This is a genomic window from Streptomyces zingiberis (genome assembly GCF_012034935.1).
Lineage (GTDB): Bacteria > Actinomycetota > Actinomycetes > Streptomycetales > Streptomycetaceae > Streptomyces > Streptomyces zingiberis.
Genome location: NZ_JAATEN010000008.1, coordinates 214,625 through 236,923 on the forward strand (window position 1 = coordinate 214,625; position 22,299 = coordinate 236,923).

Genomic DNA, 22,299 nt, shown 5'->3' on the forward strand with positions numbered 1-22,299 from the left:
ATGACTGACACCGGCCGGATCCCGGGCGAGGAACAGCCGGAGAACGCCGGCGGGCCGCGGCCCGGCTCCCCGCCCTACCCGGGCCCCGTCGCCTACCCCTACCACTCCGCCGTGGACCCGGCCGTCCCCGCCGAGGACGACGACCTGCTGCTGATGCCCGCCACCCAGGGCGCCTGGAGCGAGCACCCCCCGCACGACCCGCTGACCGGCCCGCTGCCGGCCCCCGGCCCGGCCGTGCCGTACGAGGGATACGGCTACCAGGGCCATGCCGGGGGAACGGCCGGAGGCGCCGGGGGAGCGGTGGGAGCCGGGGGATATCCGGCGGAGTACCCGGCGCAGCCGCCCGCGGGCCACGAACAGCCGCCGTACGGGCCGCAGGTGCCCGGACACCTGCCGGCCGGGCCGCCGTACCCCGGGCTGCCGCAGGACGCGGCGGATCCGGCCGGGAGCGGCCCGGCGTACCCCGCACCGGCGGAGGCCGGGGCGGAACTGCCGCCGCACGGCGCGGATCTGAGCGAACCCCAGCCACACCCGCACCCAACGGGCGGGCAGCCGTACCCGGAGCCGCCGCCGGTGGGCGTGGACGTCCTGGCGTCCGGCCCGGGAGACACCGGCGCGCCCACCGCCGGCGCGGAGCCGCCGTCACCGGAAGGGGCGGCACCCGGGCCGGTGGCACCGGAGCCGCCGCTCGCCGAGGCGTCCGCGGTACAGGCGGTGCCGCCGGTACCGCCGGCGCCGGCAGTGCCGTCCGGTCCGGTCTCCGGTCCGGTCGCGGAGCCGCCCCGCGAGGGCGCGGGTGAGGGCACCGGGGACGGTGGGAGCGGCGCAGGCGCCGCTGCCGCGGCCCCGGTGGGCGCGCCGGACACCTCCGGGGAGGCGCTGGCTCCGGGCACGGAGCCGCCCGGGTCCGCTCCCGCGGCCGCCGGGCAGGAACCGGTGGTCCCATCCCCCTCCCCGGCTCCGCCGGCCACCCCGGGGCGCGCCACCCCTCCGGGACGTGGCCCGTCCCGGGGGAGCCAGGGCCCGGTGCCGCGCCGCACCCCCGCGCGGCGCCCGCTCCACCTGGGGCCGCCGACGCCCGACGCCCCCACCGGCGGGATCGTCCGCTCCCTGGCCGATCGCGGCCCGGCGGGCGCGCCGGCCCGTCAGTTCCCGGGTGCCGCACCGGCGCAGGCGCCCGTGGCACCGGCCGCGGCGCCTCCGCGCGTGCCGCACCAGTCGGCGGGCATCCCCTCGTACGCCCAGCACCCCGCGTCCACCCTGCCCGGCCCGCAGCTCGGCGAGATCCCCGCGCAGCACGTGGCGGCGTCCCCGGGCCCCGTGGCGACCCCGCAGGGAGAAAACCCGGCCGCCGGGACGGCCGAGGCCGCTCCCGCCGCCCCGGCCGGAGACGGGGAGACCCCCACCGGGACCGCGTCCGGCCCGGAGCAGACCTCCGCGCCCCTCCCCGGGACCGCGTCGGGCGTGCCCGGAGCCGGTGATGCCGGGGGCACCACGGCCCCCGACGGGGCCGTGGACGGCGGCGGCGAACCGCTGCCCCCGGCCGGTCCGCAGGAGACGACGGCACCCGGGGCCGACGTGGTGCCGCCCTCCACCGCCACCCCGGAAACCCTCACTGACGGGGCCTCCGCCGCGCCGGGGGAAGACCCCGGTCCGGGGGAGCCGGCCGCGGGGGAGGAGTCCGGCGGCGGTGGGACGGACGGTGACGGGGACCCGTCCGGCCGGGAGGAGGAGCCGTCCACCCCCGTCCCCGGCCCTGACGCCCCGTCCGAAGAGACCCTCGCGGAGCCCGCGGCCGAGGAGACAGTGACGGTGCCGGATGTCCCGGCTCCGGACGCGCCCGCCGCGCACCCCGTGGCGGAGACGGCCGGCGCCGCCGACCCGGAACCGCAGGACGCGCCGCGGCGTGCGGCGGGGAGGCGGGGGCGGCGCAGGGCCGCGCCCGCGCCCGGGGACGGCGCCCGGGCGGACGGCGCGGAGGAGCAGGCCGGGCAGCCGTTCGCGGCCCCGGAGGAGGACACCGCGGCGAGCGCCGCGGCGGAGCCGCCCGACGAGGCGGAGGCAGGGCCCGGGAACCCGCCGGCCGCCCCGGAGCAGGACGCTCCCGAGCAGGCCGTCCCCGCGGAGGCCGCCGGGCCCGAGCCGGTCGGCCCCGGGACCGGGCGCCGCCGCAAGCCGGCCGCTGCCGCACCCGCCGGAGCGGAGGGCGAGGCGCCGTCCGCACCGGACACCGCGGCCGCGCACGCTCCGGAGGGAGAGGCGACGGCGGAGGACGGATCGGCCGCCCCCGCGGAGCCCGCGGACGCCGGGCTGCCTGCCGGCGAACAGCCCGTCACCGGGCAGCCGCAGGTCGGAGAGGCGGCAGACGCGGAGGCCGTGGCGGAGGACCCGGCGGGCGAGGAGGCTATGGCGGAGGACGCTGCGGACGCCCAGGACGCCCAGGACGCCCAGGACGCCCAGGACGCCGGGGACGCCGGGGACACCGGCCCGTCCGGCCCCGGGGACCCCGCCCCGCTCACCACACCGCTCGACGGCGCCGCCACGCCGGACCCGTCCACCGCACCCGTCGCCCCGGAACCGTCCGGTGACACGGCGGGAACGGTGGCCGCTCAGGGCGCGGCCGGCGAGCCCGCTCCGGCGGGCCCGGAGGACGGCGAGGACGGCGCGGAGCCCGCCGGCGCCGCCACGGAATCCGGTGACGGAGGCCCCGCCCCGGCCGTGGAGAGCGGACCCGCCCCCGCCGGGCAGCCGGTGCCGGGTGCCCCGGAGGCACCGGAGCCGGGGGAACCGGGAACGCCCCCGGACGCCGAGGCGGCACGGGAAGCCGTCCCGGCGCCGGCCGGCCCCGCGGACCCCGCCCCCGGGACCGAGCCGCCGGGCGACGGGGCGGTGGCGCCGCAGGACGGGACGGCCGCGGCGTCCGGCGCGCCGGACGAGGACGGCACCACCCCGCCGGTCCCGCCCGCGACCGCCGGGGACGGTGACGCGCCCTCACCTGCCGCGGAGGACACCACCGGCACCCCCGAGGACCCCGCGGCGCCGGCCGCCGAGGACGCGGGCGAGACGTCGGCGGAGGCGTCCGCCCCGGAGCCGGCCGCCGCCCCGGACGGTTCCGCAGCCGGGGCGGCCGGGCCCGGGGAGCCCACGGCGGAGGAGCCCACGGCGGAGCAGCCGGCGGCGGAGGGGCCCAGGGCGGAGCAGCCGGCGGGCCAGGAGGACGCCGGCCGGGACGGTGCCGCCACCGGACCGGAGGCAGGGGACGCCCCCGGCGCCCGGGCCGGAGCCGCAGCGGTGGCCGAGGCCGTGACGGGCGGCGGAACCGGCGCGGACGCGGAGGCGAGTGCCGGGGCCGGGGCCGCCGCCGGGACGGACGTGGCCGGCGGAGCCGGAGCCCCCGAAGCCGGGGCCCGGACCGGCACGGCCGGGGACGAGGAGACCGAATCCGAGGAGACCGTGGTGGAGACGACCCTGGTGGAGACCGCCGTCACCGAGGCCGAGTCCACCGAGGACGCCGTCACCGCGCCGGAGGAGTCCGCGTCCGAGGAGGCCGCGCCGGAGGAGACCCCGCTGGAGGAGCCCGCGCCGGAGGAGTCCGCGCCGGAGGAGCCCACGGCTGAGAAGCCCGCGCCGGAGGTGTCCGGAGCCGGAGAGGCCGGGCTCGCGCCTGACGTGGCGGAGACCGCCACCGAGCCCCCTCGGACCGCCGAGGAACCCGAACCGCGCCCCGGAGCCGGACCCGCCCCGTCCCTCACCGTCCCGCACCACCCACCCGCCCCGACGGGCCCCGGTTCCGCCGCGGACGCCGCCGCCGGCCCGGCCGGCCCCCGTGCCGGCGGCTACGGCGACGCCGAACGCGAGGCCGTCCTGCGGGTGATGCGCGAGCGGCGCGACATCCGCAACGGCTTCCGCAAGGACCCGGTGGAGCCGGAGGTGCTCCGCCGGGTGCTGGAGGCGGCCCACACCGCGCCGAGCGTCGGCCACTCCCAGCCCTGGGACTTCGTGGTCATCCGCTCCGAGGACACCCGCCGGGCCGTCCACGACCTCGTCGCCCACGAGCGCGCGGAGTACGCCAAGTCGCTGCCCAAGGGCCGGGCCAAGCAGTTCACGGAGCTGAAGGTCGAGGCGATCCTCGACACGCCCGTGAACATCGTGGTCACCGCGGACCCCACCCGCGGCGGCCGGCACACCCTCGGCCGCCGCACGCAGCCGCAGATGGCGCCGTACTCGGCCGCGCTCGCCGTGGAGAACCTCTGGCTGGCCGCGCGCGCCGAGGGGCTCGGCGTCGGCTGGGTGAGCTTCTTCGACGAGCGGGAACTGGCCCGGCTCCTCGGTCTGCCGGACCACCTGGAGGTGGTGGCCTACCTCTGCGTCGGCCATGTCGACGCGTTCCCGGACGAGCCGGAGCTGGCGCGGGCCGGCTGGTCCAGGCGGCGCCCGCTCTCCTGGGCGGTCCACGAGGAGACCTACGGCCGCCGGGCGCTCCCCGGCGGGGAACCGGAGGACCTGCTGGCGGAGACGTTGCGCGGGATCCGCCCGCTGGACGCCAAGGCGCTCGGGGAGTCCTGGGAACGGCAGAAGCGGATGACCAAGCCCTCCGGCGCGCTGGGCATGCTGGAGATCATCTCCGCGCAGCTCTGCGGCCTCTCCCGCAAGTGCCCGCCGCCGGTGCCCGAGCCCGCCGTGGTGGCGGTCTTCGCCGGTGATCACGGCGTGCACGAGCAGGGGGTGACGCCCTGGCCGCGTGAGGTCACCGCCCAGATGGTCGCCAACTTCCTCGGCGGGGGCGCGGTCTGCAACGCCTTCGCCCGCCAGATCGGCGCCGAGATCTGCGTCATCGACATCGGCGTGGCGGCGGACCTGCCCGCCGCGCCCGGCCTGCTGCCACGCAAGATCCGGGCCGGTACGGGGGACTTCACCGCCGGCCCGGCGCTGGAGCGCGAGGAGGTGCTGCGCGCGATCGGAGTGGGTATCGAGACCGCCCGGGACCTCGTCGCGGCCGGCAACAAGGCACTGCTCACGGGCGAGATGGGGATCGCGAACACCACCGTCTCCGCGGCCCTGATCGCCGTCTTCACCGGCAAGGACCCGGCCGAGGTCACCGGCCGCGGCACGGGCGTCAACGACGAGACGCACGCCCGCAAGGTCGAGGTCGTGCGGCGGGGCCTGGAGCGGCACGCGCCGGACCCCGCCGACCCCGTGGGCGTGCTCGCGGCGGTCGGCGGGCTGGAGCACGCCGCGCTCGCCGGGCTCATCCTCGGCGGAGCCTCGCTGCGGACCCCGGTGATCCTGGACGGGGTCAGCGCCGGGGCGGCCGCCCTGGCCGCGCGCGCGATCGCCCCCGAGGCCCTCGCCGCCTGCATCGCCGGGCACCGCAGCGCCGAGCCCGGCCATGTCGCGGCGCTGACGAAGCTGGGCCTGCGGCCCCTGGTCGACCTCGACCTGCGGCTCGGCGAGGGGACGGGCGCGCTGCTGGCCCTCCCGCTGGTGCAGAGCGCGGCACGCGCGATGCACGAGGTGGCCACCTTCGACTCGGCCGGTGTCACGGAGAAGTCCTGACGGGCGCCCGGCCGTTCCCGTCCCCGGCCCGTGACCGGCGCCGTACCGGCCGGAAACGGCCACCGCGGTCCCGGCCCGTGGGGGACGCCCGCCGCGGGCGGCCGGACACCGCATAGGCTGGGACCGGCCGCCCCGCCGTGTCCCCCCGGCCCCGGCCGCCCCGCCCGCCGCTCCAGCGCAGTAGCGGCCCGACGCCCCCTGCCGCCCCGAGGAGCCGCACCGCCATGACCGCACAGAGCCCCGACCCGGCAGACCACACCGCCCCGGACGCCCGGGAGGAGTCCGCGCCCGCCACCGCGTACCCCGTCGGACTGCGCCTCGCCGGCCGGCGCGTGGTGGTGCTCGGCGGCGGGCAGGTCGCCCAGCGGCGGCTGCCCGGCCTGGTCGCGGCCGGCGCCGACGTGTCGCTGATCTCGCCCTCGGCGACCCCCTCCGTGGAGGCCATGGCCACCGCGGGCACGGTCCGCTGGGAACGGCGCCGCTACCGCGCGGGCGATCTCGACGGCGCCTGGTACGCGCTGATCTCCACCGACGACCCGGCGGCCAACGCCGCCGCCTCCGCCGAGGCCGAGTCCCGCCGCGTCTGGTGCGTCCGCAGCGACGACGCCGCCGCGGCCACCGCCTGGACGCCGGCCACCGGCCGCAGCGAGGGGGTCACCGTCGCCGTCCTCACCGGCCAGGACCCCCGCCGCTCCGCCGCCGTGCGCGACGCCATCGTCGAAGGCCTGCGGGACGGCACGCTCGCCGCGCCCCGCCACCGCGCGCGCACCCCCGGCGTGGCCCTGGTCGGCGGCGGTCCCGGCGACCCCGACCTCATCACGGTGCGCGGCCGGCGGCTGCTCGCCGAGGCGGACGTCGTCATCGCCGACCGGCTCGGCCCGCGCGACCTGCTGGACGAACTCCCCCCGCACGTCGAGGTGGTCGACGCCGCGAAGATCCCCTACGGGCGGGCCATGGCGCAGGAGGCCATCAACAGCGCCCTGATCGAGCACGCCAAGGCGGGCCGCGCCGTGGTCCGCCTCAAGGGCGGCGATCCGTACGTCTTCGGGCGGGGCATGGAGGAGGCCGAGGCGCTCGCGGAGGCCGGTATCCCCTGCACCGTCGTGCCCGGCATCTCCAGCTCCATCAGCGTCCCGGCGGCGGCCGGGATCCCCGTCACCCACCGGGGTGTCGCCCATGAGTTCACGGTGGTCAGCGGCCATGTCGCGCCGGACGACCCGCGGTCGCTGGTGGACTGGGCGGCGCTCGCCCGGCTGCACGGCACCCTGGTGCTGCTGATGGCGGTGGACAAGATCGGGCCGATCGCCGGGGCGCTGATGGCGCACGGCCGCGCGCCGGGCACGCCCGTCGCCGTCGTCCAGGAGGGCACCACGGCGGCGCAGCGGCGGGTGGACGCGACCCTGGAGACCGTCGCGCGCCGCGTCGCCGAGGAGGGCGTGCGGCCCCCCGCGGTCGTCGTGATCGGCGAGGTCGTCGCCGTCGGCCCGTGGGCGGACCCGCGGTGACGCGGCTCAGGCGCGGGGGGACGGGCCCGGCGGGCGGCACGGCGGCGGTGCCGGCGCGCCCCGCGGGCCCGGCGCCCCGGCCGGCCGGACCGGAAGCGGCGGACACGGCGGACACGGCTGATACGGCGGACAAGGCGGCGACACCCGGTGGCTGAACCCCTCACCCTCGGCGACCCGGGCGACCCCCGGCTGAGCGACTACACGGACCTGACCGATGTGCACCTGCGGCGGCGCAGGGAGCCCGCCGAGGGGTTGTTCATCGCGGAGGGCGAGAAGGTCATCCGGCGGGCGCTCGCGGCCGGCTACCCGATGCGCTCCCTGCTGCTGACCGCCAAGTGGGCGGCGGCACTGAGCGACGTGATCGAGACGGCGACGGCCCCCGTCTACCTGGTGGAGCCGGAACTGGCGGAGCGCGTGACGGGTTACCACGTGCACCGCGGGGCGCTCGCCGCGATGCACCGCAAGCCCTTGCCCCGGGCCGGGGAAGTGCTGGCGGGCGCCCGCCGCGTCGCCGTCCTGGAGTCCGTCAACGACCACACCAACGTGGGCGCCGTCTTCCGCGGCGCGGCGGCGCTCGGCATGGACGCCGTGCTGCTCTCCCCGGACTGCGCGGACCCGCTGTACCGGCGTTCGGTCAAGGTCTCCATGGGCGCCGTCTTCTCCGTGCCCTACGCCCGGCTGGAGCCCTGGCCGGGCGGGCTGGCGGCCGTCCGGGACGCGGGGTTCGACCTGCTCGCCCTCACCCCCGGCGCGCAGGCGGCCACCCTCGACGAGGCCGCGCCGCACCGGCGGGAGCGGGTGGCACTGATGCTGGGCGCCGAAGGGCCGGGACTCACCCGGCAGGCGCTCGCCGCCGCCTCCGCCCAGGTGCGCATCCCGATGGCACACGGCGTGGACTCGCTGAACGTGGCCGCCGCGGCGGCCGTCGCGTTCTACGCGGTCACGGCCGGGCGCCCGGCGGACTGAACCGCGCGCCGGGCGGTGCGGTCTCCCCGGTCCCGGTCCCGCCCGTGCCCCGGCCGCTTCTCCGCGAGCCGCCGCACCGGCCCGCCCCCGGACCGGAGGACGGGGCGCGGCGGGCCGGCCCCGCCCCGCCGGAGCCCCGCGCGGGGTTCAGCGGGACGGGCCCGCCCCGCGTCCGTCGCCGGGCCCGGCCGCGTCCGCGGGGCCCCCCGGAGCCTGGGAACCGTCCGCGCCGTCCGCGCCGTTCGGGCCAAGGGGAGCGCTCACCTGGCCGGAGCCGAAGGGGAGCGACGGCCCGTGCAGCCCGCGGGAGGGACCCTCACACCCCTGGGCGGCGGCGATCCCCAGCGCCACCAGCAGAGTCACCGTCACGAACACCACCAGCCGCTGCCGCAGCAGCCGCCGGTCAGGTCCGGGCCGCCGGCCGGAGCCGCCGCCCCGCGGTCCCGTCCGCGGCGCCGGGCGCGGCCCCGATCCGGGGCGCGAGGACGGCGCCCCCTCACGCCGCGTCCGCGACGGGGACGGCCGACGCACCGGACGCCCGTCGCGGGACGCGCGGGGGGAGCCCGGCGTCCCCGTCCCGGAGGCGCGCGGCCGGGACGGGCCGCTTCCGGAGCCGGCCGGGCGCTCCGCGCGCTGCGGCTGCGGCTCGGCGTGCGGGCGCGCGGCCGGCAGCCGCTGCTGCGGCGCCGGGCGGCCGTCCGGCAGCGCCCCGTGCGTCTCCCGCGCGGCGATCTCCTTGAGCCGCAGCGACAGCTGAAGGGTCGTCGGCCGTTCCTTCGGGTCCTTGGCGAGGCAGGCCCGGATCAGCGGGGCCAGCGCGTCCGGAACCGTGCCCAGCTGAGGCTCCTCGTGCACCACCCGGTAGAGCATGACCTCCGAGCTGCCCTGCCCGAAGGGGGAGTCGGCGGTCGAGCAGTAGGCGAGGGTGGCACCGAGCGCGAAGACGTCCGTGGCCGGTGTGACGGCGGCGCCGCGTACCTGCTCGGGTGCGAGGAAGCCGGGCGAGCCCACGGCCGTGCCGACATGTGTGAGAGTGCTCGCCCCCGTCGCCCAGGCGATGCCGAAGTCGATGATGCGCGGGCCCTTGGGGGAGAGGAGGATGTTCGACGGCTTGAGGTCGCGGTGGACGACCCCCGCCTCGTGCACCGCCAGCAGTCCCTCCGCGAGCGCCGCGCCCACGGCCGCCGTGCGCGCCGCGGACAGCGGGCCCTCCTCCACCACCTTGTCGTGGAGCGAGGGCCCGGGCACGTACTGGGTGGCGAACCACGGCCGGTCCGTCTCCAGATCGGCGGCGACCAGCCGGGCCGTGCAGCCGCCGCGGATGCGCCGCGCCGCGGACACCTCGCGGGCGAAGCGGGAGCGGAACTCCTGGTCCTCCGCGAGGTCGGGGCGGATCACCTTCAGCGCCACCCGCTGGCCGCGCCGGTCGGAGCCGAGGTAGACCACGCCCATGCCGCCCGCGCCCAGCCGGCGGTGGATCCGGAACGAGCCGACGACACGCGGGTCCTCGCGCCGGAGCCGCATCATCGCCATGTCCATCCCCGCTGCCCTTGCCGTCTGACGGGGCACAGCTTACGGATCGACGGCGCCGGGCGCGCACAGGCCGCGCATCACGGCTCCGGGAAATGTCAGTGCCGCGTGGGATCCTTCAAGGGTGGACGGGGCCGCGCGCCGCGCGGCCGGCAGCCGGGGTCCGCCCGGCCCAACGACCCGTCGCACAAGGGGGTTTGATCCGGTGAAGGGTGACCGCGTGGAAATCGTCGTCGATGCCGGCGACACGACACGGACGTATGAGATGGTGGCCGGCCGGGCCGGCCGCAGGGTGGAGACGGCGGTGCGCCGGGGCGTGGTGGAGGTGAGCGAAGTCACCCGCAACGGCACCCCGGTGCGCACCGCCCGCTTCATGGCGAACCGGGTGCTGGCCCTGGTCGAGCACCCGGCGCCGCCGGTGGAGGAGTCCGAGCGCGAGGGCTGACCCCTGGGGGAGGACCCGCACCTCCCGGGGGCCGGTGTCCACCCACAGGAGTAGCCGGAGGGGCCCGGGGTCATCCTGCGGGAGGCCGTGATCCGGTACGTCGGGGTGACGCCCCGGACCCCGCCGCGCACCTACCGTGGAAGTCAAGCGGCGGGCGGACGCACTCGTCCCCCGAGGTCACACGCCCGCCGCCCACGACCACGACGGGAGCGGGGGCGATGGCGGGTACGGCGGAACGCGCGGTGGGCCGCGGCGGTGGGCGCAGGGCGCCCGCCCTGGGGGTCCTCCTCAGGATGGCGCCGGTCCGGTCCGCCGGTTCCGGCTCGCGCCACCCCCTGGTCGCCGCGGCGATGGTGCTGCCCTGCGCGGTGCTGCTGACCGTGGCCTTCGGCGGCTGGGACGCCGTCGTCACACAGGCGTCGTCCGTGGCCGGACTGCTGGGGCGCTGAGCGCGCCATCCCGGGAGAGCGGCCCGGGAGGTGGTCCGGCCTTGCAACACCCCGTGGGGACGGGGGTACGGCGGACGGCACGGACGCCCGGACAGCGGGAAGCTGTCCGGGCGTTGTGTTGCCCGGCCGGTGGAACCACCGGGCGCCGCCCCGGCCCGCGCGCACCGGGCCGGGGAACGGCTGAGGGCCGGAAGCGAGACGCTTCCGGCCCTCAGCCGTGTACTGCGGAGACCGCGGTCCCGTGGGGACCGGTGGACGATACTGGGATTGAACCAGTGACCTCTTCCGTGTCAGGGAAGCGCTCTCCCGCTGAGCTAATCGTCCTGGGCCGCACCCGCCCGGGAGACCCGGGGTGAGGTGTGCGTGCGCGATACTGGGATTGAACCAGTGACCTCTTCCGTGTCAGGGAAGCGCTCTCCCGCTGAGCTAATCGCGCGGGGCGGCCCGGGCCGCCCGGGGGCGGCCGCGGAACCGCGGATGGTGCGCGGTCCGATGGGGACCGGTGGACGATACTGGGATTGAACCAGTGACCTCTTCCGTGTCAGGGAAGCGCTCTCCCGCTGAGCTAATCGTCCGAGGTGGAGACGGGATTTGAACCCGTGTAGACGGCTTTGCAGGCCGTTGCCTCGCCTCTCGGCCACTCCACCAGCGTGGGGACCACGGGGGTCCCCACTCCGAGCGGACGACGAGATTCGAACTCGCGACCCTCACCTTGGCAAGGTGATGCTCTACCAACTGAGCCACGTCCGCAGTGGTCTCTCCCGGATCGCTCCGGGATCCACCCTCGCCCCCGGGTCGCTCCCGCGCCCCGGTGACGTTCCGAACTCTAGCGGATTACCGGGCCAGCTCAAATTCCGTTTGCCCAGCGTGCTGCCCTCGTCACCGCCGGACCCCCGCCGAACTGCGGTGAGCCGCCGGGGAGCCGGCCAGGAGCCGCCGGTCCCTGGCGGCCGGAGCCCCCGCCGGGAGCGCCGGCCCGGGACGGCGTCCGTCCCGGGCCCGCCCGGCCACGGCGGGTGCCCATAGAATCGCACCTGTGTCCGAACTTGCCCCTCTGGCCCGCTTCGGCGGGCTCCTCGCCACGGACCTGCGGGACGTCACCGGCGATCCCGCCGCCCTGGAATCCGCCGGCTTCTGGGCCGTGGTGGCCGACTTCGAGGGGCGGCTGGTCTGCGCCCGCTTCGGTGACGTGCGCCGCGTCCGGCCCCCGGCCCCGGTCGCCGGCGCCTGGCGCGGCCCGGCACCCGGCGCGTGGAGCTCCTCCCTCGGCCGGGACGCGTACGTCGCCGGCGTCCGCCGCATCCGGGAGCACATCGCGGCCGGCGACGTCTACCAGGCCAACCTGTGCCGGGTGCTCTCCGCCCCGCTGCCCGAGCCGGCCGGCGCCGACCCCGACGCCCTCGCGGCCCTGCTGGCCCGGGGCAACCCGGCCCCGTACGCGTCCACCGTGCGGCTTCCCGCGCACGGCGTCGAGATCGCCGGTGCCTCGCCGGAGCTGTATCTGCGGCGGGCCGGCCGCACCGTGGAGTCCGGGCCCATCAAGGGCACCGGCCGCACCCCGGACGATCTGCTGGAGAAGGACCACGCCGAGAACGTGATGATCGTCGACCTGGTCCGCAACGACCTCGGCCGGGTCTGCGCCACCGGCTCGGTGACGGTGCCCGCGCTGTGCGCCGTGGAGCGCCACCCGGGCCTGGTCCACCTGGTCTCCACCGTGCGCGGCGAACTCGCCGGCGGCGTGGGCTGGCCCGGGCTCCTGGCCCGCACCTTCCCGCCCGGCTCCGTGACGGGCGCCCCCAAGAGGAGCGCGCTGCGCCTCATCGAGGAGCTGGAGACGGCCCCCCGCGGCCCTTACTGCGGCGGTATCGGGTGGGTCGACGCCGACCGCGGTACCGGCGCGCTCGCCGTCGGCATCCGCACGTTCTGGATCGACCGGGCCGCCACCGGCGGGCCCCGGCTGTGCTTCGGCACCGGCGCCGGCATCACCTGGGGTTCCGACCCCGAACGGGAGTGGGCCGAGACCGAGCTGAAGGCCGCCCGCCTGCTCGCGATAGCGTCGGAAGATCCCCCGGCGCCCGCCGGGACCGGGGAGCCCGGGAGTCCGCCGGCCGCGGACCGCCCCGCGGCCCGGGGAACGCGAGGAGACACACCGTGAAGATCTGGCTCGACGGCATGCTGCGGGACGCCGCGGACGCGCGGGTCTCCGTGCTCGACCACGGCCTGACCGTCGGCGACGGCGTCTTCGAGACCCTCAAGGCCGAGCACGGACGCGCGTTCGCGGTCAGCCGCCATCTCGACCGGCTGGCGTCCTCCGCCCGCGGCCTCGGCCTGCCCGAACCCGACCGCGACGAGGTCCGCCACGCCTGCGCCGCGGTCCTGGCCGCCAACCCGCTGCCCTTCGGGCGGCTGCGCGTCACCTACACCGGTGGTCCCTCCCCGCTCGGCTCCGACCGGGGCGCCGCCGGGCCCACCCTGGTCGTCGCCCTCGGCGAGGCCACCCCCGCGCCCCCGAGCACGGCTGTGATCACCGTCCCGTGGGTCCGCAACGAACGCGGCGCGCTCACCGGGCTGAAGACCACCTCCTACGCGGAGAACGTGCTGGCGCTCTCCCGCGCCCGGGAACAGGGCGCCTCCGAGGCGCTGTTCGCCAACACGGTGGGACAGCTGTGCGAGGGCACCGGCTCCAACGTCTTCGTCGTCCTCGACGGCGTGGCGCACACCCCGCCGCTCTCCTCCGGCTGCCTGGCCGGCGTCACCCGGGCGCTGGCCGCCGAGTGGACCGGCGCCCGGGAGACCGAACTCCCGTGGGACGTCCTGGAGCGGGCCGAGGAGATCTTCCTGACCTCCACCCTCCGCGACGTGCAGGCCGTGCACCGGGTCGACGGCCGCGCGCTGCCCGCCGCCCCCGGACCGGTGACGGCGGAGGCCATGCGGGTCTTCGCCGAGCGCGCCGCCGCGGACCCCGACCCGCGCTGACCCCGACCCGCGCTGACCCCGCGCCACCGCCCGGCCCCGGTCACCGCACCCTGCCGTGCCCCGGCCGCGCCCCGTGACCGGGGCGCCCCGTGCCCGGTGGGGGTGACGCCGGGCCGCCCCGCCGGGTAGAACGTCGAGATGACGACAACTCTGCGGCCCACCGGGCCGGAGCGGCGCGACCAGGACGGCTCACGGGCCCGCGGTTACGAGGTCCGCGTCAACAACCGTCCCGTGGGAACCGTCGGCCTCACCACGGACCGCCGCTTCGGGCCGTCGGTGGGCCGGATCGAGGGGCTGCGGATCGCCGTGCCCGACCGGCGGCGCGGCCGCGGCACCGTGGCGGTCCTCGCCGCCGAGGAGGTGCTCCGCGGCTGGGGCTGCGTACGCGCCGCGGCCGACGTTCCCGCCACCGGCGGCGCGGCCCTCCGGATGGCGGAGGCCCTCGGTTACCGCGAGCGCGGCCGTGTGCTGCGGAAGGACCTCCCCGCCCGCCCGCCGGACCTGCCCGCCGGCAGCGCCGCACGCCCGATGGACGAGGCGGAGTTCGCCGCCTGGCGGCCCGGCGCCGTCACCCGGTTCGCCCACTCCTGGGCCACGCGCGGGATGGACGGGGAACGGGCGCGCGCCAAGGCCGAGGCCGACTGGGCGCGGTATCTGCCGGACGGGGCCCGCACCCCCGGGGCCCTGCTGCGGATCCTCTCCCACGCGGGCCGCGACGTGGGCATGGTCTGGCTCGCCACCGGCCACCACGTCCCGGAGGGCAGCGGCGCCTACGTCTACGAGGTCGCGGTCGACGAGGACGTGCGGGGCCGCGGCCACGGCCGCTCCCTGATGCTGCTCGCCGAGCGGGAGGCCCGGGCGGCGGGCGCGGACACCCTCGGCCTCCACGTCTTCGCCGACAACACCCCGGCGGTACGGCTCTACGCCTCACTCGGCTACCGGCCCGTCCTGCACTGCCTCGAAAAGCCCCTGCTCTGAGCGCGGGCCCGGGCCGGCGGCACGGCGGCGGGCCCGCCCGGCGGGCGAGCGGTCCCGGCCCGCCGGCGGCACCGGGGGTGGCACCGGGGGTGGCGGTGAGGGCCCGCCCGGATGGATCACGCCGGGGACGTGAGGTGCGGTGCGCCCGTCCCGGTGCCGCCTCCGGCCACCGCGGTTCCCCACCGCCGGCCGGGAGGTGCCCCACCGCGCCGGCGCGCCCCTCGGCCGTCCGGCCGGCCGCGCCGGACCCCGCTCCCCCGGGTCACCGTGCGCCGGGGGTTTCCTCCGGGCCCGCCGGACCGGGCCCGGGCGGGGCCTGGGCGGGCGGCCGGGCCGCCGGGCCGTCCCCGGCGAGCAGCCCGTCCGCGAGCGCCGCGATCCGCTCCCGCAGCCCCTCCTGGCTCCGCCCGCCGTCCAGCCGTTCGCCGCCGATCACGTAGGTGGGCGTGCCGGTCACACCGATCGCCCGCCCCTCGGCCTGGTCCGCGTCCACGGCCAGGATGTGGCGGCCGTCGACGAGCGCGGTCTCCACCTCCCCGGCGTCCAGGCCGAGTCCGCCGGCCACCTCGGCCAGCAGCGCCTCACCGCGCCGCCCCAGCTCCTCGGCGCGCTCCAGCACGGCCTCCGCGAACTCCCATCCCCGGCCCTGCGCGGCCGCCTCCTCGGCGGCCTGCGCCGCCGGGTGGGAGTGACGGTGCTTGTCCAGCGGGAAGTGGCGCAGGCGGATGTCGAGGGCGCCGCCGTACGCGGCCCGCAGCGCCCGGAGGTCGTCCAGGGCGGTCCGGCAGTCGGGGCACTGGAGTTCGCACCAGACGTCGAGGACGACGGGGGAGCCGGTGGTCGTGTCGTTCATCGGAACAGTCTCCCAGGAGGAGCCGGGTGCCCCGGTCCGGTACCGGGGGAGGACCCCGGCCCCCGGAAGACCCGGAGTCCGGTACCCCGGCATGGCCCGCGCGGTCGTGTCCGGTGCACGATGGAGGGGCGAGCCGTCCACCGGCAGGTGGGACCCGCCCGGAGGGCACGGAGCGCGCACCACGCACGCAGCACGGGGAACACGGGGAAGGGGAGTGGCATGTCCGCGATCACCGGTGGAGGCACGCCGTGCTGACCACGACCGTCTGTATCGCGCTCTCCGCGGCGGGCCTGGCCGCCGCCCTGCTCACCGCCTGGCGCAGACGCTTCCTGGCCGCGACGCGGATCGCGGCGCTGGCCCTCGTACCGGTCGGGCTGGCCATGGCCGGGCTGGTGGATCTCGCGAAGGACATCGCGGTGGCGGCGGCCGACTGGGCCGCCGGTCTGGTGCTGCGGCCGTCCGTGTGGGCCGGGTTCGCGGTCCTCGGGGTCTCGGCCGTGCTGTTCGTCGCCGCGCGGGTGGCCGGCCGGCGCCGCCGGGGGGCCGGCGGGCGCGCCGCCGTGGAGCCGGGGACCCGCGCGCCGTCCCTGGGCCCCGGGCACACCGCCGGGAGCGGGGAGGGCGCGGGGGCGGCCGGCCGGGCCGCCCCGGCCGCGCGGCCCCGCGGTGGCCGCGACCAGGGCACCGGGCTGGAGGACTTCGAGGACATCGAGGCGATCCTCAAGAAGCACGGCATCTGAGCGGGAAGGGCAGCCGGGACGGCGGACCGGCCGGGGAGCCGGGCCGGGAAACCCCGTCCCGGACGGCTTCCCGGACGCGGACCACCTCCGTGGGAACAAACGAACTCCGGGTGAAACAGAAGCCGCCCGCCGCATGGTGCGTCCGGAGTGCGTCATCATCTGCGCGAGATGAACGATGACCTCGCCGTTCCGGCCCCTGAACCGATCCTGACCTGCGAAGAGCCCGGGCCCCGGCCCGTCGCCCCGGCCGCCGGGCGGCCCGCCGCCCCGCCCGAGAGCCGCGGCTGCCTCTACGCCCTCTCCCAGCCCCCGCTGATGCTCTTCCTCGCCGTCATCGCCTCGCTGCTGGGCCTCGGCGCCCTCTACGACCTGCTGGACCTCTATCGCTGGTGACCGGGCGGCCCGGCCCCTCCGGCACCCCCCGGGGCGCCCGGGCCCCGGGGGCACCGCCGCCGGGGACGGGCCGGGGGCTCCGGTGCCCCGGTCAGCGCTCAGCCGCCTCGCGCCGCCGGGCCCGGTAGGCCGCGACATGCAGCCGGTTGCCGCAGGTGCGGCTGTCGCAGTAGCGGCGGGAACGGTTGCGGGAGAGGTCGACGAAGGCCCGGCCGCAGTCGGGCGCCTCGCAGCGCCGCAGCCGTTCCCGTTCGCCCGCCACCACGAGGAAGGCCAGCGCCATGCCCCCGTCGGCCGCCAGGTGGTCCGCTATCGAGGAGCCCGGCGCGAAGTAGTGGATGTGCCAGTCGTATCCGTCGTGGTCGGTCAGGCGCGGGGTGGTGCCGGCGGCCGCGACCATCGCGTTGAGCAGCCGCGCCGCCTCGGCGGTGCCGGTGGCGGCGAAGACCTCCGCGAAGCGCTCGCGGACCTCCAGCACGGCCGCGAGGTCCGCTTCACCCAGCCGGCCCACGTCGCTGATGTCGTTCCGCCGGACGAAGCGTTCGAGGGCCGCGAGATCCTGCAGCGTGTCGGGCTCGTCGCCCTGCCCCGAGGTGTTCACGAGCTCGGTGACGCTGTCGAGCGCGCACCGGGTGTCGTGGTTGATCAGCACGGATCGCTCCCTGGCCGTGGTCGGCGGCTGCCTCTTCCGATGGCGGCCGACTCTAGCGGCTCCCGGGCGCGTCGGCGCCCTCACCGCGGAGCCACCGTGGTGAGGGCACGTCCCGTGCGCGGTCGTACGGTCTGTGCTGTTCCGGGCCCGAGCCGTCGCCCCGAGTCGGACGGCCTGAGCGGTGAGCGGTTGCCTGGCGCGGGTGGCTGGCCCGCGTTCGCGCCTCCTCAGCTCTCCGCGAGAATGTGGGAGAGTTCGGTGTCGAGGTCGAAGTGGCGGTGTTCGGTGCCGGGTGGCACCGCGGCGTCCGTCCGCTTGAGGAAGGACTCCAGCGCCCGCGCCGGGGCTTCGAGCAGCGCCTCGCCCTCCGGGGAACTGAGGGCGATGCAGACGACTCCCTGTCCGTGGCTGCGGGACGGCCACACGCGGACGTCACCGGTCCCGGTGGGCCGGTGCAGCCCCTCGGCGAGGAGGTCGCGGGCGAACACCCACTCGACGGTCTCCTCGGCTCCGGTGTGGAAGGTGGCGTGCACGGCGTAGGGATCGGCCGTGTCATACCGCAGGCCCGCCGGGACGGGCAGGGAGGATTCGCTCGACACAACGAGGCGCAGGTGCAGCTCGCAGCTGACCGTGGTGTTCATAAGCGCCATGGCCTTTCGCTCAGTGTGCGCTCGGGGATTCGCACGTCGGCGAAATCGACATGCCACCTGGAGTCCCGTTGTAAACCCCTCTGGCCGTTATGTAGGGATTCGTATGACCCGAATGGAGGAGTATTCGGTCCCCCTTGCGAATGTTCCGGCCATGCGGACGGTCCGATAGCTTGGGGAAATGGATACGCAGTGTGACGGACGGCGGGAGGCCGCCGGCGCGGCGCCGTCACCCGGCGGGCCGGACGGGGATCCGGCCGCCGAGGTGCGCGGCGGGGGACGGGGTGTCACGGTGGTCGGTATGAGGACGGAACCGGATCCGGAGCCCGGGACGGGGCCGAAGGCGGTGGCGGTGTCCGAGCCGGAGAAGCCGGAGGGGCCGGACGGGCCTGTGGGTTCGGCAGGGCCGGAGGGTTCGCCGGAGCCCGGGGGGAAGGGCGAGCGGCGGCTCGGCTCCCGCGCCCCCCGGTTCATCCGCTCCTCCCGCACGCTCCACATGAGCTGGCAGGCCGGGGTTTTCCTGGTCGGCCTCGCCGTCGTGGCGGCGGGCGCCGCGATGCTCGTCCTGCCCGGCCCGGGGTGGGTGGTGATCTTCGCGGGCATGGCGATCTGGGCCACCGAGTTCGTCTGGGCGCAGCTCGTGCTCCGCTGGACCAAGCGCAAGGTCAAGGCGGCGGCCAGGAAGGCCCTCGACCCCAGGGTGCGCCGGAGGAACATGATCCTCACGGCGACCGGCTGCGTGATCATCGCCGCCGGTCTCGGCTACTACGTCTGGGAGTTCGGCTTCCGCATGCCGTGGGAGACCGGCGCCTGACCGTGCGCCCGCCGCCGGGCGGCCCGGGTGCCGGGGCGATTTCCCCGCGTGGCCCCGGACGCCGGTCGGGGGCAGCCACTGACATGCGGTAATGTGGGCGTCGCTCCCGGGCGATTAGCTCAGCGGGAGAGCGCTTCGTTCACACCGAAGAGGTCACTGGTTCGATCCCAGTATCGCCCACACCGCCGAGGCGGCGGATCCCGCACAGCAGCGGGATCCGCCGCCTCAGTCGTGTGCGCGGACCCCGGCCGTGGCCGGGACGGCGAGGGGCTCCGCCGCCGCACGGCCCCGCCCGGCGGCACCGCGTCCCCGCGCGGCGCCGCCCGGCCGGGACGGTCGTCAGCGCAGCCGGTGCAGCAGGTCACGGATGCGGCGCGCGTCGCGGAGCCGCCGCTCGTAGGTGGCTCCCGTGCCGAGCAGGACCAGGCCCGCCAGGGCGGGTGGCAGCCAGCGCGGCACCGCACCGGCCAACTGCGCCAGATACGGGGTCAGTTCGTGGAGGGCCAGCAGGGCGAGCACCCCGCCGCCCAGCAGCAGCGGGGCCCCCAGCCGCCGCCGGGCGCCGAGCAGCGTCAGCGCCAGCGCGGCGAGGCCCAGCAGCAGCGGCCGGGTCCGGCCGTCGTCACCCCAGGCGGCCACGAGACCCGGCAGCAGGGTCACCGTGAGCCCCGGCCCGTAGGCCGTCCAGGACGACGCCCCCGGATCCCGCCGCCGGCGCAGCAGCCCGACGGCGAGCGCGGGGACGGTCACGGGCAGGGTGTACGCCTCCGGCGCGCCGACCCCCAGTGACGCCAGCCGCACCCAGGCGGACAGGACGAGGAGCGCGGTGGCGGCGGCCCCCGCCACCCGGCGCCGGTCCGGCCGGAGCGCACAGCCGGCCGCGGCCACCCCGGCCAGCGCGAGCGCCGTGGCCAGGACCGCCGCCGGGCCCGTCGCCGCCAGGCACAACGCGCCCACGGCCACGACCGCGCCGGTGACCTCCAGCGGTACGCCCGCCGGCTGCCGGCGTACCCGGGCGGCGAGCCCCTGGGCCACCGCCGCCATGGCGAGCACCGCGAACGCGGTGCGGTGCGCCGTGGCACCCGCCCCCGCGCCGATGGCGGTCACCAGCACGGCGGCGCTCACCACCGCCGCGCTGGAGGTCACCGGCCGCCGCAGCCGGTCCGCGGCGGGTGAGGTGAGGGCGGCGACGGCGAACGCCGACAGCAGCGCCACCGCCACCCCCTGCGTCACCGGCCGCTCGGCCAGCCCCCAGCACCCGGCGGTGACCGCCACCGCCACGGCGCACGCCAGCGCCGTACGGGACACCACGTGCGAGCCGACCGAGCCGGCCGCCACCAGGGCCACCGCGGCCTGCGCCGCCAGCAGCAGGACGGCCACCGCGTACGGCAGGTCGAGGGTGACGGGCAGCACGGCCGCCGCGGCGGCGGTCAGCGCGGTGGCCCCGGCGGCCGCGGCGTTCCGGACACCGGCCTGCCGGGGATCTCCCTCCCGGCCTCCGTCCGCCCGGCCTCCGCCCTCCCGCGGGGCGGTCACCTGGTGCCCGTCCGCCCGGCGTTCCCCCTCCCGGGGCCCACCCTCCCGGCGCGGCGCCGGGAGGGTGCCACGGCCCCGCCACCCCGGGCCGGGACCGCCCGCCGCCGGGCTGCCTGACACCAGCCACCCCGCCGTGGCCAGGGCCGCGGCCGCGACCGCGAGGACCAGCGGCACCGCGGGCGTCCCCGGCCAGCTGAGACCCGGCGCCAGGGCGGCGCGGGCCCCGTCCGGCGCGCCTGTCCCCACGGCGGTCAGCCAGCCCACCGGTGCCAGCAGCGCGGCGACCGTGGCGGGCGCCACCGCCACCACCGCGGCGGCCTGCGTGAGGGCGGCGGCCACCAGGGTGCCCGCGCCCACCGCGCGGCGCGTGAACAGGCGGACCACGACCGGCAGCAGTGCTCCGCACAGCGCGTAACCGGCCAGGGCGAGCGGGCCGGGGAGGAAGACGCGCAGGATTCCTCCGCCTGCCGCCACCAGGGCCAGCCCGGAGAGCGCGGCCGCGGCCGCGGCGGCCGGAGCGGCCGTGGACGGCGCGGGAGGGGCGCCCGCCGCGCGCCGGGTGCCGGAGCCCTCGCCGGTGCCGCCGCCCCGGACGCTCTCCGTCCCGTCCCGCACACCGTCACCGGGGTGGTCCCGCGCCGGGCCGGGGAGCCTCGGGCCCGGGACGGCCCCGGGTGTTCCGGTGCCCGGAGCCGGGCCACTCGCGGCCGGTGCCGGAGCGGTGGAGCGGGGACCCGAGCCGGTGGTCGTGCCCGGGGCGGCCGGCGCGGCGTACATGCCGGGGTGGACGGGCGGGGTCGGAGCGGACGCCCCGCTGCCGTGGGAACCGCCGGCTGCGGCCGGCGGGGGCGGGGTGGAAGAGCTGTCCGTGCCCGGCGCCGGGGGTGCCGGTGCCCCGGCCCGCTCCGCCGCCGGGCGGCGGACGGCCCACCGGAGCAGGACGGCGGCACCGCAGAGCAGCAGGGCCGCCCGCGCCGCGCCGGCGGGACCGGTGGCGGACAGCGACAACCCCACCGCGCCGAGCAGCCCCGGCCCGCCGGTGAGCAGGCCGAGAACCGTGGCCGTGCGCCGGGGCGCCGAACCCGGCAGCCGCAGCACGGCGGTGTCCAGCGCGGCCGTACCGAGCAGCGCCGCCGCCACGCCGAAGGGACCGGCCTGGACGGCCGCCGCCCACAGCACCAGCGTGAACTGGGCGGGGAGCAGGGCGAGCGCCGGAACCAGCCGCATACGGCGGGCGCCGTCGGCGGAGGTCCCGTCGGACGCCTCCCCGGACGTCATCGCCGCCGCTGCCATCGCCGCCGCGGGCCCCCGCGTGGGCACGCCCGGGTGCACGCCGGGGGGACGTCGCCGGCCCGCCGTGGGGCCCCCGCCCCCCGCGGCGCCGGCGCGCCCGGTCTCCGCCGTGCCTTCCGGGCCGCGTCCACCCACCGGGGCGCGCGCCGTCAGCAGCCGGGCGTAGCCGGCCCAGACGACGGCCAGCACCGCGCTCGCGAGCGCCGCGCAGGCCGTGGCGTCCGCCCCCGGAAACGCCAGGCGGCGCAGGGCGTAGGCATCCAGCACCAGCAGGAGCAGACCCAGGCAGGCGATCACCTCGGCCGTGGCGGCCAGGGAGCGGCGCAGCAGCGGGACGGGCGCGGCGAGGGCGCCGGCGGTCAGCACCCCGAGCACCAGTGACCGGCCGCCGATCCCCAGCCGGCCCCAGCTGAGCACGGTGAACGCGGTCACCGCGACGGCGAGCAGCAGCCCGCCCAGCCCCAGCAGCACCGTACGTACCGCCGGCGCGTCCGTCTCCGGGCGGGCCGCCGCGCGTGGACCGGTGTCCGGTCGCGGGCCGGCCCCGCGCGGGCCGTCCGCCACACGCGGCGGGACGGGTGGTGCCCCTCCCCGGGTGAGCAGTTCCAGCAGCACGGACCGGCGCGCGAGCAGCCGGGCGCGGTCCTGCTCCAGCCGGGCGAGCGCGTGGTCGATCTCCCGTATCTCCGCTTCCGGACCCGCGTCCGCGCCGGGCCCGCGGGGCGGTGCCTTCTCCATGGGGGGCTCCATGGCGGGAGTCTGTCCCCGGGGCACGGCCCGGGACATGGGTACGCATACTCAGCCGGGATGAGTAGGGCGCACCGGCCCCGGCCCGGGAACCCCGGCGGCGGTTCCCCCGGCTCATCGGCGGCCGGCGGAGCGGCACCGGTGTGGGATTCCACCCCGTTCACCGGGAGAGGTGTCGCGCCGCCCTCCGGGGGAGAGGAGAGAGGCACCCCGCGCCGC

16 protein-coding genes and 6 tRNA genes are annotated in these 22,299 nt (G+C 78.3%); 12 read left to right on the plus strand and 10 right to left on the minus strand.

The window, feature by feature from the left end:
- The 3 genes from cobT (at position 1) to HCK00_RS13280 (ending at position 8,027) form a co-directional block, all read left to right on the plus strand.
- Positions 1-5,556 (plus strand): nicotinate-nucleotide--dimethylbenzimidazole phosphoribosyltransferase, encoded by a 5,556-nt coding sequence (gene cobT / locus HCK00_RS27620; protein ID WP_311765302.1) that lies wholly within the window; start codon positions 1-3, stop codon positions 5,554-5,556.
- 224 nt (positions 5,557-5,780) lie between these two features.
- Positions 5,781-7,061 (plus strand): uroporphyrinogen-III C-methyltransferase, encoded by a 1,281-nt coding sequence (cobA, locus tag HCK00_RS13275; RefSeq protein WP_168102083.1) that lies wholly within the window; start codon positions 5,781-5,783, stop codon positions 7,059-7,061.
- A gap of 147 nt (positions 7,062-7,208) precedes the next feature.
- Positions 7,209-8,027, plus strand: coding sequence for a TrmH family RNA methyltransferase (locus tag HCK00_RS13280; RefSeq protein ID WP_168102084.1), 819 nt, complete (start codon positions 7,209-7,211; stop codon positions 8,025-8,027).
- A gap of 147 nt (positions 8,028-8,174) precedes the next feature.
- Here the strand turns inward: HCK00_RS13280 and HCK00_RS13285 are convergent, their stop codons facing one another.
- Positions 8,175-9,560 (minus strand): serine/threonine-protein kinase, encoded by a 1,386-nt coding sequence (locus HCK00_RS13285; RefSeq protein ID WP_168102172.1) that lies wholly within the window; start codon positions 9,558-9,560, stop codon positions 8,175-8,177.
- A 202-nt stretch (positions 9,561-9,762) separates the two neighbouring features.
- On the opposite strand from HCK00_RS13285, the gene HCK00_RS13290 reads away from it, so the two are divergent.
- Positions 9,763-10,002, plus strand: coding sequence for a DUF8836 family protein (locus tag HCK00_RS13290; protein ID WP_168102086.1), 240 nt, complete (start codon positions 9,763-9,765; stop codon positions 10,000-10,002).
- 218 nt (positions 10,003-10,220) lie between these two features.
- A complete protein-coding gene (locus HCK00_RS13295) occupies positions 10,221-10,451 on the plus strand; it encodes a hypothetical protein (RefSeq protein ID WP_168102088.1) in 231 nt (76 codons plus the stop codon).
- Between the two features lie 252 nt (positions 10,452-10,703).
- Here HCK00_RS13295 and HCK00_RS13300 read toward each other — a convergent pair.
- The 5 genes from HCK00_RS13300 to HCK00_RS13320 all read right to left on the minus strand — a co-directional run bounded on the left by HCK00_RS13300 (position 10,704) and on the right by HCK00_RS13320 (position 11,201).
- Positions 10,704-10,775, minus strand: a tRNA-Val gene (locus HCK00_RS13300).
- Between the two features lie 40 nt (positions 10,776-10,815).
- Positions 10,816-10,887: transfer RNA gene (locus tag HCK00_RS13305), tRNA-Val, on the minus strand.
- Between the two features lie 67 nt (positions 10,888-10,954).
- Positions 10,955-11,026, minus strand: a tRNA-Val gene (locus HCK00_RS13310).
- 1 nt (position 11,027) lies between these two features.
- Positions 11,028-11,098 (minus strand) — tRNA-Cys (locus tag HCK00_RS13315).
- Between the two features lie 30 nt (positions 11,099-11,128).
- Positions 11,129-11,201 (minus strand) — tRNA-Gly (locus tag HCK00_RS13320).
- 286 nt (positions 11,202-11,487) lie between these two features.
- On the opposite strand from HCK00_RS13320, the gene HCK00_RS13325 reads away from it, so the two are divergent.
- From HCK00_RS13325 to HCK00_RS13335, 3 genes are all read left to right on the plus strand, one after another.
- On the plus strand, positions 11,488-12,606 hold the full coding sequence (locus tag HCK00_RS13325) for a chorismate-binding protein (protein WP_168102089.1): 1,119 nt from the start codon (positions 11,488-11,490) through the stop codon (positions 12,604-12,606).
- Positions 12,603-13,427, plus strand: a complete 825-nt coding sequence (locus tag HCK00_RS13330; protein WP_168102090.1) for an aminotransferase class IV — start codon at positions 12,603-12,605, stop codon at positions 13,425-13,427. The genes HCK00_RS13325 and HCK00_RS13330 overlap by 4 nt, the downstream gene beginning before the upstream one ends.
- Positions 13,428-13,565: 138 nt before the next feature.
- The gene (locus HCK00_RS13335) at positions 13,566-14,405 is read left to right on the plus strand and encodes a GNAT family N-acetyltransferase (protein WP_168102091.1); all 840 of its coding nucleotides are present in this window, start codon (positions 13,566-13,568) and stop codon (positions 14,403-14,405) included.
- A 262-nt stretch (positions 14,406-14,667) separates the two neighbouring features.
- Here the strand turns inward: HCK00_RS13335 and HCK00_RS13340 are convergent, their stop codons facing one another.
- On the minus strand, positions 14,668-15,258 hold the full coding sequence (locus HCK00_RS13340) for a DsbA family protein (RefSeq protein WP_168102092.1): 591 nt from the start codon (positions 15,256-15,258) through the stop codon (positions 14,668-14,670).
- Between the two features lie 248 nt (positions 15,259-15,506).
- Between HCK00_RS13340 and HCK00_RS13345 the strand changes: the two genes are divergently transcribed.
- Both HCK00_RS13345 and HCK00_RS13350 read left to right on the plus strand, forming a co-directional pair.
- Positions 15,507-15,998, plus strand: coding sequence for a hypothetical protein (locus HCK00_RS13345; protein WP_168102093.1), 492 nt, complete (start codon positions 15,507-15,509; stop codon positions 15,996-15,998).
- Between the two features lie 168 nt (positions 15,999-16,166).
- Entirely contained in the window at positions 16,167-16,391 is a 225-nt protein-coding gene (locus HCK00_RS13350) for a hypothetical protein (RefSeq protein ID WP_240965544.1), read from the plus strand.
- 91 nt (positions 16,392-16,482) lie between these two features.
- Here HCK00_RS13350 and HCK00_RS13355 read toward each other — a convergent pair whose 3' ends face one another.
- Together HCK00_RS13355 and HCK00_RS13360 are read right to left on the minus strand one after the other, a co-directional pair.
- Positions 16,483-17,043 carry a CGNR zinc finger domain-containing protein gene (locus HCK00_RS13355; protein WP_168102094.1) on the minus strand — a complete coding sequence of 187 codons (561 nt, stop codon included), beginning with the start codon at positions 17,041-17,043 and terminating at the stop codon, positions 16,483-16,485.
- Positions 17,044-17,270: 227 nt separating this feature from the next.
- Positions 17,271-17,684: an SsgA family sporulation/cell division regulator gene (locus HCK00_RS13360; RefSeq protein WP_003959770.1), complete on the minus strand. Its 414-nt coding sequence runs from the start codon at positions 17,682-17,684 to the stop codon at positions 17,271-17,273.
- A gap of 307 nt (positions 17,685-17,991) precedes the next feature.
- Between HCK00_RS13360 and HCK00_RS13365 the strand changes: the two genes are divergently transcribed.
- Positions 17,992-18,504 carry a TIGR02611 family protein gene (locus HCK00_RS13365; RefSeq protein ID WP_168102095.1) on the plus strand — a complete coding sequence of 171 codons (513 nt, stop codon included), beginning with the start codon at positions 17,992-17,994 and terminating at the stop codon, positions 18,502-18,504.
- 108 nt (positions 18,505-18,612) lie between these two features.
- Positions 18,613-18,684 (plus strand) — tRNA-Val (locus tag HCK00_RS13370).
- Positions 18,685-18,843: 159 nt separating this feature from the next.
- On the opposite strand, the gene HCK00_RS13375 is transcribed toward HCK00_RS13370, so the two are convergent.
- Positions 18,844-22,083, minus strand: coding sequence for an SCO7613 C-terminal domain-containing membrane protein (locus HCK00_RS13375; protein ID WP_168102096.1), 3,240 nt, complete (start codon positions 22,081-22,083; stop codon positions 18,844-18,846).
- Positions 22,084-22,299: the final 216 nt, after the last annotated feature.

Excerpts from the sequence above, each read along its gene's own strand:
- HCK00_RS13360 (WP_003959770.1), bottom strand. The coding sequence starts at position 17,684 with ATGAACACCACGGTCAGCTGCGAGCTGCACCTGCGCCTCGTTGTGTCG.
- HCK00_RS13375 (WP_168102096.1), bottom strand. The coding sequence starts at position 22,083 with ATGGAGCCCCCCATGGAGAAGGCACCGCCCCGCGGGCCCGGCGCGGAC.
- HCK00_RS13340 (WP_168102092.1), bottom strand. The coding sequence starts at position 15,258 with ATGAACGACACGACCACCGGCTCCCCCGTCGTCCTCGACGTCTGGTGC.
- cobA (WP_168102083.1), top strand. The coding sequence starts at position 5,781 with ATGACCGCACAGAGCCCCGACCCGGCAGACCACACCGCCCCGGACGCC.
- HCK00_RS13285 (WP_168102172.1), bottom strand. The coding sequence starts at position 9,560 with ATGGCGATGATGCGGCTCCGGCGCGAGGACCCGCGTGTCGTCGGCTCG.
- cobT (WP_311765302.1), top strand. The coding sequence starts at position 1 with ATGACTGACACCGGCCGGATCCCGGGCGAGGAACAGCCGGAGAACGCC.
- HCK00_RS13295 (WP_168102088.1), top strand. The coding sequence starts at position 10,221 with ATGGCGGGTACGGCGGAACGCGCGGTGGGCCGCGGCGGTGGGCGCAGG.
- HCK00_RS13335 (WP_168102091.1), top strand. The coding sequence starts at position 13,566 with ATGACGACAACTCTGCGGCCCACCGGGCCGGAGCGGCGCGACCAGGAC.
- HCK00_RS13350 (WP_240965544.1), top strand. The coding sequence starts at position 16,167 with ATGAACGATGACCTCGCCGTTCCGGCCCCTGAACCGATCCTGACCTGC.
- HCK00_RS13365 (WP_168102095.1), top strand. The coding sequence starts at position 17,992 with ATGAGGACGGAACCGGATCCGGAGCCCGGGACGGGGCCGAAGGCGGTG.